Annotated in this window: 20 protein-coding genes; 7 read left to right on the forward strand and 13 right to left on the reverse strand. The window is 56.1% G+C overall.

Annotated elements, in window-relative coordinates; genetic code table 11:
- Positions 1–2: 2 nt before the first annotated feature.
- From K3556_RS15590 to K3556_RS15610, 5 genes are read right to left on the reverse strand one after another with little or no spacing between them, the layout of a single operon-like run.
- The gene (locus K3556_RS15590) at positions 3–722 is read right to left on the reverse strand and encodes a flagellar hook-basal body complex protein (protein WP_260517672.1); all 720 of its coding nucleotides are present in this window, start codon (positions 720–722) and stop codon (positions 3–5) included.
- Positions 723–724: 2 nt separating this feature from the next.
- Positions 725–994, reverse strand: coding sequence for a flagellar biosynthetic protein FliQ (locus K3556_RS15595; RefSeq protein ID WP_260517673.1), 270 nt, complete (start codon positions 992–994; stop codon positions 725–727).
- On the reverse strand, positions 994–1,284 hold the full coding sequence (gene fliE / locus K3556_RS15600) for a flagellar hook-basal body complex protein FliE (RefSeq protein WP_260517674.1): 291 nt from the start codon (positions 1,282–1,284) through the stop codon (positions 994–996). The genes K3556_RS15595 and fliE overlap by 1 nt, the downstream gene beginning before the upstream one ends.
- Positions 1,285–1,295: 11 nt before the next feature.
- Positions 1,296–1,688, reverse strand: coding sequence for a flagellar basal body rod protein FlgC (gene flgC / locus K3556_RS15605; protein ID WP_260517675.1), 393 nt, complete (start codon positions 1,686–1,688; stop codon positions 1,296–1,298).
- Between the two features lie 11 nt (positions 1,689–1,699).
- Complete coding sequence (locus K3556_RS15610; protein ID WP_260517676.1) at positions 1,700–2,095, reverse strand: FlgB family protein; 396 nt, start codon at positions 2,093–2,095, stop codon at positions 1,700–1,702.
- 85 nt (positions 2,096–2,180) lie between these two features.
- Here K3556_RS15610 and K3556_RS15615 point away from each other — a divergent pair, with 85 nt between their 5' ends.
- The gene (locus tag K3556_RS15615) at positions 2,181–3,497 is read left to right on the forward strand and encodes a FliI/YscN family ATPase (protein WP_260517677.1); all 1,317 of its coding nucleotides are present in this window, start codon (positions 2,181–2,183) and stop codon (positions 3,495–3,497) included.
- An 18-nt stretch (positions 3,498–3,515) separates the two neighbouring features.
- On the opposite strand, the gene K3556_RS15620 is transcribed toward K3556_RS15615, so the two are convergent.
- From K3556_RS15620 to K3556_RS15645, 6 genes are all read right to left on the reverse strand, one after another.
- Complete coding sequence (locus tag K3556_RS15620) at positions 3,516–4,286, reverse strand: DUF1217 domain-containing protein (protein WP_260517678.1); 771 nt, start codon at positions 4,284–4,286, stop codon at positions 3,516–3,518.
- Between the two features lie 20 nt (positions 4,287–4,306).
- The gene (flbT, locus tag K3556_RS15625; protein ID WP_260517679.1) at positions 4,307–4,711 is read right to left on the reverse strand and encodes a flagellar biosynthesis repressor FlbT; all 405 of its coding nucleotides are present in this window, start codon (positions 4,709–4,711) and stop codon (positions 4,307–4,309) included.
- Positions 4,708–5,079, reverse strand: coding sequence for a flagellar biosynthesis regulator FlaF (gene flaF / locus K3556_RS15630; RefSeq protein WP_260517680.1), 372 nt, complete (start codon positions 5,077–5,079; stop codon positions 4,708–4,710). Before flaF ends, flbT begins: the two co-directional genes overlap by 4 nt.
- A gap of 74 nt (positions 5,080–5,153) precedes the next feature.
- Entirely contained in the window at positions 5,154–6,446 is a 1,293-nt protein-coding gene (locus K3556_RS15635) for a flagellin (RefSeq protein WP_260517681.1), read from the reverse strand.
- A 211-nt stretch (positions 6,447–6,657) separates the two neighbouring features.
- Positions 6,658–7,011 carry a flagellar biosynthesis protein FlgN gene (locus K3556_RS15640; protein WP_260517682.1) on the reverse strand — a complete coding sequence of 118 codons (354 nt, stop codon included), beginning with the start codon at positions 7,009–7,011 and terminating at the stop codon, positions 6,658–6,660.
- Positions 6,998–7,219: a rod-binding protein gene (locus K3556_RS15645; protein WP_409557780.1), complete on the reverse strand. Its 222-nt coding sequence runs from the start codon at positions 7,217–7,219 to the stop codon at positions 6,998–7,000. The genes K3556_RS15640 and K3556_RS15645 overlap by 14 nt, the downstream gene beginning before the upstream one ends.
- A gap of 289 nt (positions 7,220–7,508) precedes the next feature.
- Here K3556_RS15645 and K3556_RS15650 point away from each other — a divergent pair, with 289 nt between their 5' ends.
- From K3556_RS15650 to K3556_RS15660, 3 genes are all read left to right on the forward strand, one after another.
- On the forward strand, positions 7,509–8,978 hold the full coding sequence (locus tag K3556_RS15650; protein ID WP_260517684.1) for a flagellar hook-length control protein FliK: 1,470 nt from the start codon (positions 7,509–7,511) through the stop codon (positions 8,976–8,978).
- Positions 8,979–8,990: 12 nt separating this feature from the next.
- The gene (locus tag K3556_RS15655) at positions 8,991–9,662 is read left to right on the forward strand and encodes a flagellar hook capping FlgD N-terminal domain-containing protein (RefSeq protein WP_260517685.1); all 672 of its coding nucleotides are present in this window, start codon (positions 8,991–8,993) and stop codon (positions 9,660–9,662) included.
- A 68-nt stretch (positions 9,663–9,730) separates the two neighbouring features.
- Complete coding sequence (locus K3556_RS15660) at positions 9,731–10,603, forward strand: phosphotransferase (protein ID WP_260517686.1); 873 nt, start codon at positions 9,731–9,733, stop codon at positions 10,601–10,603.
- Here the strand turns inward: K3556_RS15660 and ubiB are convergent.
- Together ubiB and ubiE are read right to left on the reverse strand one after the other, a co-directional pair.
- Positions 10,589–12,118 (reverse strand): 2-polyprenylphenol 6-hydroxylase, encoded by a 1,530-nt coding sequence (ubiB, locus tag K3556_RS15665; RefSeq protein WP_260517687.1) that lies wholly within the window; start codon positions 12,116–12,118, stop codon positions 10,589–10,591. The genes K3556_RS15660 and ubiB overlap by 15 nt on opposite strands.
- A 1-nt stretch (position 12,119) precedes the next feature.
- On the reverse strand, positions 12,120–12,872 hold the full coding sequence (ubiE, locus tag K3556_RS15670; RefSeq protein WP_260517688.1) for a bifunctional demethylmenaquinone methyltransferase/2-methoxy-6-polyprenyl-1,4-benzoquinol methylase UbiE: 753 nt from the start codon (positions 12,870–12,872) through the stop codon (positions 12,120–12,122).
- A gap of 74 nt (positions 12,873–12,946) precedes the next feature.
- On the opposite strand from ubiE, the gene mutM reads away from it, so the two are divergent.
- The 3 genes from mutM (at position 12,947) to rpsT (ending at position 15,065) form a co-directional block, all read left to right on the forward strand.
- Positions 12,947–13,798: a bifunctional DNA-formamidopyrimidine glycosylase/DNA-(apurinic or apyrimidinic site) lyase gene (gene mutM, locus K3556_RS15675; protein WP_260519272.1), complete on the forward strand. Its 852-nt coding sequence runs from the start codon at positions 12,947–12,949 to the stop codon at positions 13,796–13,798.
- A 67-nt stretch (positions 13,799–13,865) separates the two neighbouring features.
- Entirely contained in the window at positions 13,866–14,642 is a 777-nt protein-coding gene (locus K3556_RS15680) for an enoyl-CoA hydratase (RefSeq protein ID WP_260517689.1), read from the forward strand.
- A 159-nt stretch (positions 14,643–14,801) separates the two neighbouring features.
- Positions 14,802–15,065 carry a 30S ribosomal protein S20 gene (gene rpsT, locus K3556_RS15685; protein ID WP_260517690.1) on the forward strand — a complete coding sequence of 88 codons (264 nt, stop codon included), beginning with the start codon at positions 14,802–14,804 and terminating at the stop codon, positions 15,063–15,065.
- Positions 15,066–15,654 lie beyond the last annotated feature (589 nt).

Raw genomic sequence — 15,654 nt, forward strand, 5'->3', positions numbered from 1 at the left:
CTTTAACCGCCAACTGTTTTCAGGACGCCGCGAATACGCTCGTCCTCTCTCTCAAGGAATTTTTGACCCAATTCATAGCTCCGCTGGACCTCGATCATGCGCGCAACTTCGGCGATCGGATCAACGTTTGACCCCTCGAGAAAACCCTGCAAAATCGCGGCATCACCGAATGCGGGCTCAATTCCCCCTGGCGCTTCAAACCGAACACCGTCGCGGTGCAATAGGTCATTTTGGTCAAGCGGCGCATACAGCCCGACCTGCGCAACAGCGCGCCCATTGACCGAAATGGTCCCGTCTGTCGCGACGGCCACTGACGTCGCGTCTGGCGGAACAAAGATCGGCGATCCACCACCATCCAGCAGGCGATACCCGTCAGGTGTGGCCAGCTCCCCTTCGGTCGACGGGGTAAAAGAACCAGCCCGGGTCAGGAATTGGCCTGACGGCCCTTCGACCAGAAAAAAACCATCGCCTTCGATCGCGAAATCAAAAGCGCCGCCGGTTTGGGTCAGTGCACCCTGCTGAAGGTCAAGCGCCCGCACATTGCCAGTCGCCATTGACAGCGATGAATCCCCAGGTTCGAGCGCGTTCACATACTCGGAAAAAACGACGCCTTCGCGACGGAACCCGGTGGTTGAAGCATTCGCAATGTTGTTCGCAACGCTCTGTATTTCGCGCATCAATCCAGCTTGGCGCGTCAGCGATGTGTACCCGATATTGTCCATGCTTAGCCTCCCGCGATCAGCGGGACGACCCGCATTTGGAAGAAGCTGACAAGCGTTTCTGTCATGAAACCCATGCTGCCCCAAAACACGACAAGGATCGCAATCAGTTTCGGCACGAAAGTCAGCGTCATTTCTTGTATCGATGTCAGCGCTTGGAACAGGCCAACAATCAAACCCGACAAAAGCGCAACGGTCAGGATCGGAAGCGAAATCATCACTGCAATCCAAAGCCCGGCCCGCAATGTGTCGTAGAAAATAAACTCATCCATCATCAGACCGGCATCCTCAAAATTTCCTGATAAGCCTCAACGACCTTGTCGCGCACCGTGACAGCGGTTTCGACGGCCAGTTCAGTCTGCGCCAGCGCTTGCACCAAAGCATGGGGATCCGCGTTCCCTGACAGGGCTGCCATCGCTGTCTTCTCGCCCTGTTCTACAGTTGCCGCAAAACTGGTTGCCGCCGCCGAAAATGGGTTCTTGCTTTGTTCGGATTGCGGTGTTGGTAAAGTCGCTTGTTTGGATGCCGCATACTGTTGCGAGGCGAGCGTAGATCTGATGTCCATGGTTCCAGTTCCTATCGGCGCAGAAGTTCAAGAAGGCCACGAGACATTTGTCGGGCCTGATCGAACATTTTCAGGTTGGCCTCATAGCTGCGCTGGGCTTCGCGAGCGTCCGCGATTTCGATGACAAGGTCGACGTTAGAGCCTTCATAGTGGCCTGTTTCGTCTGCCATCGGGTGTGATGGGTCATAAATCGCTGGCAATGCGGCTTGATCCAGCGAAACACGCCCAGACCGCACAGCGCCAGTGGCCTGCCCAGCGTCCATGACGGCTTCGAAACTGGCCAGTTTTCGGCGGTATCCGGGCGTATCTGCATTGGCGATGTTTTCAGAAACATGGCGCAGGCGGTTTGCCTGACTTTGCATGCCAGATGCGGCGGCGGCGACGGAAGCTTTTAGGTCATTCATATGTCTTCACCTCACCTACGGCCCAGCGCTGTGCGCATAATGCCAAGTGACGTCTTATAGACTGTCAGGGCCAAATCGTGATCGCGCTTGGCCTCAGCGGCGGCCATCATCTCAGCCTCCAGCGCGACAGAATTTCCGTTGGGCGACATCGCACCCGCTCGAAAAACGGTTTGTGGATCTAAGTCGGCGTGCCCTGCGGCGGCACCCCCCGATAGGTGGCGCGCGCGCGTGGTACGCAGCGCACTGCCATCATCCGTACGGAACGTGTCGGCAAAAGACGCAATATCTTTCGCCCGGTATCCGGGTGTATCAGCATTCGCGACATTCTGCGCGATCACCGACTGGCGTGCAGCGGCATGTTTTGCCAACCCCACAGCCTTAGTTAAGATATCCATTTTTTCAAACATCGGGGCTTCTCCCTCGATTGGCTTCAACCAAGGCTTAACCCTGATTCCTTTATAAACAGTTTCAAAGATTGAATGGAGGTGCCGCGTGGCCCAGTTAGGATTCGAACAACTCGCCGCCGAGATTGCGTCCGTACGCCCCGTCGCAGATGTCGGTCGTATCGCCGAGATCGGGCGCGGCACTTTGCAGGTCTGCGGTCTTTCGACGGTTGCCGCGCAGGCCGATCTGGTCGAGATCAAGCCCAAAACGGGACGCGCACGGAGGGGCGAGATCCTGAACCTGTCAGCGGAATCCGTAACTGTCCTGCCTGACGGAGACGTCGAGGGGTTGCAAATAGGAGATCAGGTCTTCCTGCACGGCCGCGCTGAGATCGCCCCTGATGACAGTTGGATCGGCCGCGTGATTGACCCGATGGGGCAAGCACTGGATGGCAAGCCGATCTTGCGGGGCGCGCGTGTATCACCATTGCGGGGTCAGACCTCCAATCCCACCGAACGTCGCGCATTGGGGGCGCGGCTGGAAACCGGGTTGGCGGCGTTCAACACCTTCTTGCCAATTGTACGGGGCCAACGGATCGGGCTTTTTGCAGGATCAGGCGTCGGTAAATCGACTTTGCTGGCGAAGCTCGCACGCGGGGTACAAGCCGATGTGGTTGTGATCGCACTGATTGGCGAGCGCGGGCGCGAGGTCAAAGAATTTGTCGATCGCGTTCTGGGCCCCGAAGGGATGAAGCGGGCCGTGGTTGTTGCCGCGACCTCTGACCAATCGCCGATGGTGCGACGCAGATGCGGTTGGGCTGCAATGACGGTCGCCGAGCATTTCCGTGATCAGGGTCAGCACGTCTTGTTTCTGGCCGACAGCGTCACCCGCTATGCCGAAGCGCATCGTGAAATCGCATTGGCTGCTGGCGAAGGCGGCAATCTGCGCGGGTTCCCCCCATCCACTGCCCAGCAAATCACGACGCTTTGCGAGCGGGCGGGACCCGGGTCAGGCGCAGCTGGCGATATCACCGCGATCTTTTCGGTTCTGGTCGCCGGATCGGATATGGAGGAGCCGGTTGCCGACATCCTACGTGGTGTTCTGGACGGGCATGTTGTTCTAGACCGCAATATTGCCGAGAGGGGGCGGTTCCCCGCGATCGATTTGCTGCGATCAGTTTCTCGTGCTTTGCCGGAAGCGGCGACTGATGCAGAGAACGCGCTGATCTCGCGGGGCCGCAAGTTACTTGGCCAGTACAACCGGTCCGAGATGATGATCCAGGCCGGGCTTTACACTGCAGGCTCCGATCAAGCCCTGGACGAAGCCATTGCCGCATGGCCCGACTTGGACGCTTTCCTGACCGAGACTGAGCCAAAAGACAGTGCAGCAAGTTTTCATCGCCTTTCTAGCTGTATGGAGACTTAAGGTATGGCGCGCGAAAGCCTACAAGTTTTGCAGTAAACTCAAAGCTATTGAACCACTGGACATGGATGCGGCGCCGGACGCAATTTGCGACCGCACGAGGAAAAGCCGGTTGAGTTCATCTTTTTTACTCTGTTGGGAAAACTGATCGACGGTACTGTCGCCGAAATAACGATTTGCCTTGCTGCGAAATGTACTGAGCTGCTGATCAATGTCCACCGCCCCAAAGGCAGCAGGCAGACCAAAGGCTGTTTGGAAAACTTCGCGCAGTGGCGGGTTTCCCATGATCTTATACCATTTGGTGTCGTCAGATCCTGAGCCGCTGACAACTTCCGCTAACTGGCTGTCCAACGTCATAGCCAGCCGCATATCCGGATCCTGCTGCCCGACCGCGATCTCGAATTGCTTCAGGCGGTAAGCGGCGGCAACATCGGAACCGAAATTCGATATCTGCGTTCTTGGGATACCATAGTCGCCAAACCCGAAGTCTTTGGCAAATTCCAGATACCGCTTGTCAGAAAGCTTGTTGGCCAGATCGCCTTGATCAAGCGTCCCATCATCCAAGACCTTTTTGATAAAATACGTGCTGTTAAGGTCACCACCCAGACCATAGGCCCCCAACGCCACGCGCAACAAGCGGCGATCATCCATAAGGTCTGCACTGTTCTTCACCTTCGCAATATTGTCTTCGAAATACTGCGTGTCTCGCTGGATCTCTGGCGAGGCGTTGAAGGCTTTTTGTTGCGCAGCTTGAGTTCTTTGCAAGAAGGCCCATCCCGCAGCGCCACCCATTGGAACAACGGGTTGATAAGTCATGAAAGGCGTCCGCCCAAAAGACGATCTTCTCTTGGCAGCAATGCCCTAAGGTGCTTCAGCGCAATATAGTACTGATCCTCCAGAACTGCGCTTGTCGATTTGGACAACAAATCACGGCTATCGATGTCAGTCAGGACCTGACTGAGCTGTTCAATCCCGCGTAACAACTGCAGACGCGCATCTTCCTTCGTGGCGTCGCCGGACAGCACCAGTTGCGCTATGTAACAGACCCGGCGAACGGGCGTATTGGCGTTCTCCGGATGGATGGCATCGCGCAAGCGTAGAATGTTTGCATTTGGCGTCACGATGGACAAACGCGAGCGGCGGTCGCCGTTTTCGATAACGGCCCCATTGATGAGAACACGTTCTTTCGGGCTTAGCTTCAAAACAAGACCACTCATGCCACACCCTCCGATTGACGCAGACCGCGCATTACAGCTGTATTGATCTCAACCAGAACCGCAGCGTCTGCTCCCTCTGATAGCACTTTGCGACTGTGGTCAGCGGTGAACTCGGCAAGGTAAAACACGCGGGCGCGCAGATCGTCTGGCAATCCATTGCCTTCGCCAGCAACGTCAGCCGCCAGCAAAGTCCAAAGCCGTCGATTTTCGTGGAGAGCCGCGGCAAGTTCAGCGAAGTTTGACGTTTGAGCGCGACCCAACTGATGAGTAACTTTCGCAAAGGCTTCGTATTCGGTACCGCGAGACGTGCGGAGTGGCGCGCGGGAAGAGGAGTTATAGGCCGTTTTGGCCAAGGCAACAGCGTTCACGGGGGGTTCCTTCCAGTGACGAGAAACTTCATGGGGTTAGGAAGAGGGCGCCATTTTGGCACCCTCGGTAAGTATTAGCGGAACAGCGACAGAATGTTCTGCGGCGCTTGGTTCGCAATCGACAGCGCTTGCGTGCCAAGTTGCTGCTGAACCTGAAGTGCCTGCAACCTTGCCGATGCCGCCTCCATGTCAGCGTCAACCATTGCGCCGATGCCGGCCTTCAGCGAGTCCGACAACTTGCCCACAAAGTTAGACTGAATCTCAATCCGGCCTTCGACAGAACCAAAGGTGGCAGAGGCATCAATCGATGTCTGAATCATGTTCTCAATCGCACCAAGTGCTGCGTCTGCGCCACCGCTGGTTGACACATCCATTGTTGCCAGCCCAGACAGCCCACCTGAACCGCGCGATGCGCTGAACGAGAAAGCAGCGTCGGAATTGGTCTCGTTGGTAATCACGAGTTGGGCAGCATTGGTGTCGATGTCCATGCTGAAGCTGCTACCGTCCAGCCCCTGCGAGACCAGAGCGTTCTTCATTCCGGCAACTACAGATTCCGCAGTATCGCCTTCTTTAATGACATAACTGCCCTGAACTGATCCAATGGTGAGCGAAAGCTGGTCGCCAACAACCAGACCGGTGTTCACGGCTGTATCAACGCCAGCGGCATCCGGCATGACCGCAGCAGTTGCCGTGGCACCACCGGATGTATCAAGAAATGCGAAGGTATCAAGGGTGATGCTATCAGCTGTGCCGCCATCATTCGCATCGATGACACCGGCGGTACCGGGATCTGTTCCGACCGATGCGGCACCAGCTGCCAATACGGTGCCCGCAGTCAGCGACAGGTTTTGCGAATCGACACCAATAGAGCTGGTGACAATCGACCCGTCAGCCTTCCGATCAAGTGACGACAGAACATCAACGCCGGTATTGCCGTTGGCATTGGTGCCTGTTTGTGATCCATCCACTAGGTTCAGACCGTTGAACTGAGCTGCACCGACCACCGAAGTAATTTGGTTCCGCAGCGCAACGATGTCCGTTTGGATTTTGCCGCGATCAACATTGTCTTCTTGGGCAGCGACGATCTTGGATTTGATCTCGGTCAGCAGGTCGGTCACCGTTTCCGACGCCTGGCGCGCGACCGCAACAGTGCTTTCCCCAAGTGACAAGCTATCCGAAATGCCTTTGAAGCCCTTCACGTCCGCTTCCATCACTTTTGAGATCGCCCAGACCGCGGCGTTGTCTTTGGCTGACCCGATGGCTTTGCCTGTCGAGATTTCCGCTTGTGTGCTGGCGAGATTTGAGTTGATGGATTTCAACGTCTGAAGTGCGACCATTGCGCTGTTATTTGTCAGAATACTGGACATTCGTGTGTTCCCTTAAGTCATTGGCGCTTTGCGCCAGTTTTCATATCCGCCGGTCTTGGCGGGGGTTCCAAGCCATTCTGACTTCTGCAATGCCGGATTTGCGACACGCGCCATCCCCTCAGGATGCAGGCAAAGGATGATGCCAATCCTCTAAAGGAAATCTGAATCGCCCCAATTCATATGCATTCAATTTAAGACAATTCAGATGCTGTCACGCTTTTCGCTCAAGCAGAGATTCTGGTTTGGACAGATCCTTTGGTTGACCCGCTTGAGTGTAAGTGCGCAGCTCCGTCTGAGTTGAGCGCAAGGCATCCAAACGCTGTTTTACCGAACGAATGCCTCTGGCTGCCGCCGCAAGAAGTTGCTGATTTCTGTCAGCCTGACTGCGAAGTTGCTCAAGCGCAGGAATGGCGTCATCCGAAGGCTCCAGCGCATTGAACAGTCGCTCCTTTTCTGGAAGCAGCCTGGCGAGTTGTTCGATCTCTCCCGCAAGAATCTGCGCGCGTTCCCGCTCCAAAAGATCCGCAAGAGCATTCACAGCTGCATGAGGTTCAGTTCGCGCCATCGTCGTGTCCCTTCATTGCTTCAAACAAAGACTGTGCCAACCCGATCCCCCCGGCTTTGACCATTTCATCAGCCTGAGCCTGCCTGAGAAAAGATGAAAACTGATCTTCACCCGCGCCGCCGCCAAAGCTATCTGGCGTTTTCCCAACGCCAGCAGATTTCAACATCTCGGACAGGAAGCTGGCTTCCAGCTTTTGAGCAACATCCATCAGGCGGGCGTCTTGTGTTGCGTCCCGATCAGCGTTGGGTGCTGTTCCACCCAATTTGGAAATTCCAACAATGTCCATCTTTGACCTTCTCGATTGCGAACAATTTTCTTGGTTATCTCATCAAGCAGTAAAGAACTGGTAACCCGCGTCTGCGAAGGTCAGTTCAACGGAGTCAGAACACCCGGATTTATTGATGCAGATAACTCAGACCATGCGTTTCGGTGGGTTCAGCGAAACGGAAAATCGACAGATTGGCCAATCAGCAAAAGCGCAGGTGGACTCTATTCCCGTGGATTCTATCGATGACACAGCCATCGGCTTGGTGTTTTCACTGACGCCGGACATTCCGGGGCTGGTTGCACCAGGGAACGGCCCGACCCCCAGATCGCGAATGCTGGCCGCTGGCTCTGATGATTTCGGCGAGGCCAAATTGCAGGGCAACAAGTTGCTAGAAACAGTTGAGATCAGTGGCGGTCTCTTGCCAGAGATGACCCAGTTGAAGCTGGGTCAAGCAGCCCAAACCAAAGACGGTACACCGCAGTTAATTATGGATGCTGCTGGGTCGACTGAGAGGTCCGCTTCTTTGAAGGATTGGGTGGCCGAGATGCCCTTAATGCCGCAATTGCAACCTGCAACTGCGACACAACTTTCGACCTCTGCCAGTCAGCCCGGCCATGGGTCATTGCCTATGGTCGCGTCGTCAACTTCGGATATCGGAACAGGGCCGAAACCACGGCACAATGTCGATGCTTTGCAAGAGTCAGTGCAAACGTCTCAACCCCAAACACAGCCCACAGAGGGACGCCACCCGAAAGCGACGATCAACCCAGAACTAAGCGCTTTGCCAAATTCAATCGGCGCGGCACCCCTGTCGCCAGCACCCCAACCGGTGACGGTCTCTTCAATCAGTGAACCGCTTCATCCTGTGGTCGCCGAGCAACCGCAATCGGCACGCTTGCTCCATTCAGGCGAACCGGCAAACGTAACACCGCCTTTGCCCGCTCAGACCAACGAAGCACAGCAAGATCATTTGGCGCGCGCGCAGGCATCAACTGCAGTGGCATCCGATCCGGCCAAACCAACTCTACCCACGGAAGGCTTTGTGGCACAGAAATCGCCGGTCAACGACGCACAGACGCAACGCAAAAACGGACCAGCGGCCACGGCGCCTTCTGTCCCGCCGAAATCTGCCAACGCTCCATTGCAGGTGGCCACCGAGGCAACAGGTGGTCAAACCTTTAGCGTTGAGTCTGACATCCAGCAGGTCGTTTCAGAACGTGACGATGCACCTTCTGACATGACTGCCCCACTTGCCCGAGAGGCTGGCCACCTGACGCAACCGGCCCGTCTGACGCAAGAGGTGCCTCGCATCATCTCTGCACAGCTGGTCGAGGTTGCGCGTTCACACCCCGACAAACCGGTTGAACTGACGCTGAACCCGGAAGAGTTGGGGCGCTTGCGAATGACCTTCCAGACAGAGGCGTCTTCGATGAATGTCATCTTGCAGTTTGAACGCCCCGAGACTTTGGATCTTATGCGGCGTCATATCGAGCTGCTTGCGCGGGACATGCATGAACTTGGCTATGACAACGTCAATTTCTCTTTTCAACAACAGGGCGACGCGCCCACCGATGGGCATCCCAAAAGCGATGCCGAACCGCGCCAACCGGGTCGCGTCGATACAATTGCCCACCCCCCCAAACAGGATGTCGTGAAGATAAATATCGGCGAAAGCGTCGGTATGGACATCAGAATCTAGAGAGGACCACCGATGGAATTTTCTCAAACCCTGCCCGCTGCATTGACAGCTGGCCCCGCCCAATACACCGAAGCCACCAAAAACGGCGACGCCGTGATCTCGTCTGATTTTGAGACATTTCTGAAGATGCTCACGGCGCAGATGGAAAATCAGGATCCGCTGAACCCGATTGAATCGTCCGATTATGCCGTGCAACTTGCCACGTTCTCGGGCGTGGAACAGCAGGTACGGACAAACGACCTGCTTGACGGTCTCGGGGCAAAGCTGGGTTTGATGGGCTTGTCTGATATTGCTGGCTGGGTCGGGATGGAGGCGCGCGTTGCCGCCCCCGTTTTGTTCGACCAAACCCCAATCACACTCGTACCCCAACCGGCGACTGGCGCGGATCAGACGCGGCTGGTGGTCAAGAATGCGGCGGGTGAAGTTGTGGAAAACACCGTCGTACCTGTAACAACCGATCCGATTCAGTGGGCTGGCGTGGGCCAAAATGGCACCCCGCTACCGCGCGGCGTGTATTCTTTCGAGCTGATCAGTTCTGGTGACGGGCGTCACCTTTCCACCGATCCGGTGCAAGCCTACAGCAAGATAACCGAAACCCAGAATGCCGACGGAAAATTGTGGCTGATCCTTGAAAGTGGGCAGAAGATTCAGGCAGACACAGTATCGGCCATCCGCGAGTCGTAACCACAACGGTTGCCCTTGCCGGTGCTGCGCCATAGCTTGTTGCTGATTTGAAATGGGGTGCACATGGCATGGCCACAACGCTGACGCGATCGCAACTGAAACAGTTGAAACGCATTTGGTCGGATGCAGGAGTCATCCCGGAAGGGGCACACTGGACGGCATTGGGCGGCGGTCGAACCAATCCGATCTGGAAGGTTAATTTTGACAACAATCCTAAGCTGGTCTGCAAGCTGTTTGTCCCGGACACAGCGACGCCGCTGTTCGCAAATGATGGAACCCGGGAAGCCCTTGCCCTGCGCGCATTGTCGGGAACCCAGATTGCGCCTGATCTGGTGGCATTTCAGGACAGCACATTGGGTGACAGCGTCGTGTACAAATATATCAAGGGAAAGCGCTGGCAGGGCGACGTGAGAAAAGTTGCGCAGGTGATGGCACGACTTCACCAATGCCCGTTGCCCGATGGGTTGCCAGAGACAACTGCGACACCTGCAACCCTTGTCGCCGATGGGAATAACATGGTGACGGGTGCAACCAACGAGCCGCCGTCGCCACCAGTCAGGTCTGACCTTCCCCCTGCCAGACGCGCATTTTTGCATGGCGATATCGTGCCGGGAAACATCCTAGAGACTGCTAATGGGCTTCGACTGATCGATTGGCAATGCCCAGTGATCGGCGACCCAATCGCAGATATTGCCATGTTCCTGTCACCAGCCATGCAGGTGCTTTACGGTCACAGGGCGCTCAGCGTGGCTGAGATCGAAACCTTCCTGACAACGTATCAGCACGAAAGCGGCGATAGTTTTTCTGTCTCGCGTTACCGGGCTTTGGCGCCTCTGTTCCAGTGGCGCATGTCGGCCTATTGCCGATGGAAAGTTGCACAGGGCGATCAGGATTATGCACGCGTAGCCGGGATGGAACTGGCCGCGTTAGAGCAGGCTTGAAACCCAAACGGCCACAAGCGCCAACCCACCGCCTAGCGCGACATACCCCATTGCCCGAACCGGGCGCGCCCGGTCAGTTTCCGGCAGCGGCGTGGATTGCCGGATCAAGGCCGCTTCGGCCAGTTCAGGCAATCGTGGGCCAAAACGGGCCAGAACACGCACCGTACGCGCCAGATCACCCAGCAAAGCTTTCGGACCGATCGAGCTGGTGATGTAGCTTTCCACAACCGGTTTGGCGACCTGCCAGATATTAATGTTTGGACTGAGAGACCGGGCCACGCCTTCGACAACCACCATTGTCCGTTGCAGCAAGATCAGCTCGGTGCGGGTTTCCATCCCGAACTTCTCGGTAACTTCGAAAAGGTAAGACAGAAGTCGGCCCATCGAGATCTGGGTGGCATCCATACCGAAGATCGGCTCGCCAACGGCACGAAGGGCGCGGGCGAATTCTTCGACATTGCGATCAGCTGGCACATAGCCCGCTTCGAAATGAACTTCCGCCACACGGCGATAGTCGCGCGTAATGAAGCCATAAAGGATCTCGGCATAGACTCGGCGGGTGTATTCGTCGATCCGGCCCATGATGCCGAAATCGATGGCGATGACGTCACCGTTTGCCGCGAACTTCAGATTGCCCTGATGCATATCGCCATGAAACAACCCATCACGCAGCGCGTGCGACAAGAACAATTGCAGCACCCGTTCGCCCAGCGCATCCATGTTCAGCCCCGAGGCGCGGATGGTCGGCAGGTCGTTGGCTGGAATACCTTCACCCCAACCCAATGTCATAACTGTGCGACCCGACAGGCCCCAATTTACCTTCGGCACCACAAACCCGGCATCACCTGCTGTGTTTTCTGCAAACTCGCTGGCCGACGCGCTTTCAAGCCGCAAATCCAGCTCGCCCATCACCACGCCTTCGAAATGCTCGACCACATCAGTGGGGCGCAGGCGGCGCGTTGACGGCAATAGCCATTCGATGAAGCTGGCTGAGAAATGGAACGCGTCAATATCAGTACGGAAGGCACGTTCAATGTGTGGGCGCAAGACTTTGACGGCGACATCTTCGCCGGTCGCTGCGATCCGTGCCCGATGAACCTGTGCGATCGAGGCCGCGGCGACGGGTTCTGAGAATTCAGAGAACACCTCGTCGATTTTAATGTCCAATTCTTTCTCGATCATTTTCCGAGCAATGGCAGATGGGAAGGGTGGCAGCTTGTCTTGCAAATATTGCAGCTGGTCTGACAGTTCGGCGCCAACAACGTCGGGTCGTGTCGACAGGATTTGACCAAACTTGATATAGGCCGGACCCAGCGCGGTGATGGCGCGGGTCACTGGCGGCAGCGATGTATCACCCTTCTTTCCCAGCCATGCGAAGGGGAACCCGATGATCCGGGCTGCCATACGAATAACCGGAGGCGCATTCATCGCATCCAGAACAACGCCCATCGCGCCCGTTCTTTGAAAGGTCGCACCGGTGCGGATCAGCCGCCAGATGTTGTGGGGCCCGCGCATCCTAGATTTTCCACCCCGAATGTAAGGCCGCGATGCCCAAGGAAAGGTTGCGGTACTTCACATTGTCAAACCCAGCGTCGCGGATCATCTGTGCAAACGTGTCTTGATCCGGGAACTTCCGGATCGATTCGACCAGGTATTGATAACTGTCGGCATCATCCGCGATCAGTTTGCCCATACGGGGAATGACGTTGAACGAATACAGGTCATAAAGCTTCTGCATCCCATCGTTGGGCAATTGGCTGAATTCCAGCACCATCAAGCGACCGCCGGGGCGCAACACGCGATAGGCCTCGCGCAGAGCATCGGGAATGCGGGTCACGTTGCGAATGCCGAAGCTGATCGTGTAACGATCAAAACTGTTATCCTCGAACGGCAGCGCCATGGCGTCGCCGACAACCCAGTCCAGCCGATCCGCTTTGTTGTCTGCATCTGCGCGCTTGCGACCTTCGACCAGCATCGACTCGGTCATATCCAGCACAACGGCAGATGCCTCGGGCGCGCGGTCCAGAAAACGGAACGAGATATCGCCGGTGCCGCCCGCGACATCCAGAAGCCGCTGACCGTTTCGGGGTGCCAGCCAATCCATCATCGCGTCTTTCCAAACGCGGTGGATACCGACGGACATCACGTCATTCATGATGTCATATTTCGACGCAACATTGGTGAAAACGCCATGAACCATGCCGGCTTTGTCGTCCTCGGCCACGGTCTTGAACCCAAAATGGGTTGTTTTCTTCTCGGAGGTGCTCATCGGGCTTGCCCATTCCTTACGATTGACCCCTCATATCCTGACGAATGGTGGCACACAATGGAGAGGCGACCGAGATGCCGGAATTACCTGAAGTCGAGACGGTTCGCCGCGGCCTGTCCCCAGTGATGGAAGGCGCGTGCATTACACACGCCGAGACCCGGCGTGACGGGCTGCGTTGGCCGTTCCCTGAGCACATGGCGAAACGGCTGACGGGCGCGCAGGTGCTGCGGTTGGGGCGCCGGTCGAAATACCTGCTGGCCGATCTTGATACCGGCGAGACCCTGATCACCCATCTGGGCATGTCGGGACGCATGCTGATCTCAGGCCATCCGCTGGGCAAGTTTCACCACGAACACCCTGCGCCCGAAAAGCATGACCATGTGGTTCTGGACATGGACAACGGTGCGCGGGTGACGTTCAACGACCCACGGCGCTTTGGTGCCATGGACTTGTGCGATACCGCCCAACTTGACGCACACAAGCTAATCCGGGTGCTGGGGCCAGAGCCCTTGGGAAATACGTTCGATGAATCTTACCTGATTGCGGCCCTGAAACGCCGCAATTCTCCCATCAAAACTGCGCTTCTGGACCAAAGAATCATCGCCGGCCTTGGCAATATATATGTCTGCGAAGTACTGTTTCGGGCGGGTATTCACCCGACACGCAAGGCCGCGCAACTTTCGTCGGCCAGAATTGCCAAGCTGGTCCCTATTATCCGGGACGTGCTGAGTGAGGCCATCGAAAGTGGCGGATCATCCTTGAATGATTATCGGCAGGCGGACGGCGAACTGGGTTATTTTCAACACAATTTTCGGGTTTATGGACGCGAAGGCCAAGCGTGTGTGACGCAAGGTTGTTCTGGAAAAATCAGACGAATCACCCAATCGGGGCGTTCAACATTCTATTGTGCGCAATGCCAAAGATAACTTGATCACTGGGGCGGGCATGCTTACGACTCCGCTTCGACCACCACGGACAATGGCAAGGGGAACCATGGCCTATAAGAATATTATCGTTGAGACCGAAGATCACGTCTGCCTGATCAAGCTCAACCGACCCGACGCGCTGAACGCTCTGAATCTGGATTTGCTGGGCGAGCTTGGGGAAGCATTGGCGGACGCTCAGCAGAACGACAAAGTGCGCTGTATCGTCGTCACCGGATCTGAAAAGGCCTTCGCCGCCGGCGCCGACATCAAGATGATGGCGGAGAAAAATTTCGTCGACGTCTTTGCCGGTGACCTGTTTACCCCGGAAGAAGATGCCATCATGCGCATCCGAAAGCCGATCATCGCAGCCGTGTCCGGCTATGCGCTGGGCGGTGGGTGCGAGCTGGCCATGATGTGTGACTTCATTATCGCGTCAGATACCGCCAAGTTTGGCCAACCGGAAATCAATCTGGGTGTTATGGCTGGCATGGGCGGCACGCAGCGCCTGACCAAACTGGTCGGACGTGCAAAGTCGATGGACATGAACCTGACCGGTCGCTTCATGGACGCGGAAGAAGCCGAGCGCGCGGGGCTTGTCAGCCGTGTCGTACCGGCCAAAAAGCTGATGGACGAAGCTATGTCAGCCGCCGCAAAGATCGCAGAAAAATCGATGATCACTGTCATGGCGATCAAGGAAACCGTGAACCGGGCCGAGCAGCTGCCACTGACCGAAGGCATCCTGTTTGAGCGTCGCGTCTTCCATTCGCTGTTTGCGACCGAAGATCAGAAAGAAGGCATGGCCGCTTTCGCTGAAAAGCGCGAACCGCAGTTCCGCGACAAATAACGCAGATTTTGGGTTCCCTTTGCGGAAGTTTTTCCGTAAAGGGTGCCGCATACATGCGCGTGAGGCCCGCTTTGGCCAGAATCACCGGTTCTGAACCCGGTCGGGTGCTGACGCGCAACTATTGAAACGTACTACACACCCGATGAAGGGATCAAACACATGGCAAATTCGCCCCAGTCCAAAAAACGCGCTCGTCAGAACGAGGCTCGTTTTGCTGTAAACAAAGCCCGCCGTTCGCGCATTCGCACCTTCCTGCGTAAAGTTGAGGAAGCGATCGAAACCGGCGACAAGGAAGCCGCTTCGGCTGCTCTGAAAGCTGCGCAACCCGAACTGATGCGCGGCGTGACCAAAGGCGTTTATCACAAGAACACCGCAGCTCGCAAAGTGTCGCGCCTGTCGGCACGTGTTAAATCGCTTGGCTAAACACGAATCTGGTCGAAAGACTGGTTTGGAAAAACAAACGGAGCGTGTCCTCAAAGGCACGCTCCGTTCGCGTTTCCAGCGGCGAAAATTGCATAAGTGCAAGCCGCTTGGGATTCGTTTCAGCAAAGAATGAGTCAAGCGCGAAGTTCTATTGCGTGAGCCGCAAACAGATTGCTAGCTTGCATGCAGCGATTCACATCGCCGACTTGGGACTATGATAAAATCAAGGGTTAAGCCCTTGAAAAATTAGGTTAAAATTTGACCTGAAGATTGAATCGGAGCCTGTCCGATACAATTTGTGTATGTTTTTATTCCGACTTGGGGGTTGGACTAGAGGCGAGCACTTTCAGAGATTGTCGGACCCTTCCGGTTCGGCAGCTAAACCTATTGTTATGTCTCCATGCCCGAACGGGCGGTTTCTGAAACAAGGCCTTGTTCTTGTTCAGCGAGTGCCCATCGGTCTGGCACGCCCCGGTTGGGGCGGCGTGCCCGGTTTTGTGGATCGCCAAGCGCTTGGGCGCTTAGGTGATTTTGTTTGGGCAAAAGGCTGCCGTTGAACAGCCTCTTTAAGAAACCGGGTTGAGGTGAC

This window comes from Aliiroseovarius sp. M344, from assembly GCF_025140835.1.
GTDB lineage: Bacteria > Pseudomonadota > Alphaproteobacteria > Rhodobacterales > Rhodobacteraceae > Aliiroseovarius.